Source organism: Protofrankia sp. CiP1_Cm_nod4, assembly GCF_982290645.1.
This window is the reverse complement of sequence record NZ_CEVIVC010000032.1, coordinates 18363-18810: the sequence shown is the minus strand read 5'-3', so window position 1 is coordinate 18810 and position 448 is coordinate 18363. Positions and strand designations below refer to the sequence as shown.

The following is a 448-nucleotide window of genomic DNA, read 5'->3' as shown; positions in this document are numbered from 1 at the left end:
GTGGGTCGTCGAGACGGATGCCCACCGCGGGCCGCTGCGCCAGAACCGGGCCGGGCTGTGGGCCGGCAAGGTGCCGTTGCGCGCCATGCTCGGCCTGGTCGCGTGGATGAGCGAGGAGGTCACCGGCCACCTGGTGGCCGATCTTCCGGACGGCTGGCAGCTGCAGGCCCAGCCGGTGGTCGCGTTCTCCCGTGCCGAGCTGCCGCACGGGCTCGCCCTGCTCGACGGTGTGGTGCTGCTGCCGGCGGCCGGGGTCGCCGACTACATCCTCACCGCCGGTGTCGTACTGAAGCCCCTGGACGTCGCCATTCTGGTGGACGTCGCCGAGCGGGCCTTCCCGCCGTATCCGGTGGACGGGCCGGCTCCGACCTGGCCGGCGATGTCCAGGCTGCGGGGGATACTGGGCCGCTGACGGGCCCTGCGGGACACCGGGCCGGCTGATGCTCCT

General features: G+C 73.7%; 1 pseudogene. It reads left to right on the top strand.

From position 1 onward, the window contains the following. Positions 1-412, top strand: a pseudogene (locus AC5LSR_RS08680) (NERD domain-containing protein); the annotation flags it as partial. Between the last annotated feature and the right edge of the window lie 36 nt (positions 413-448).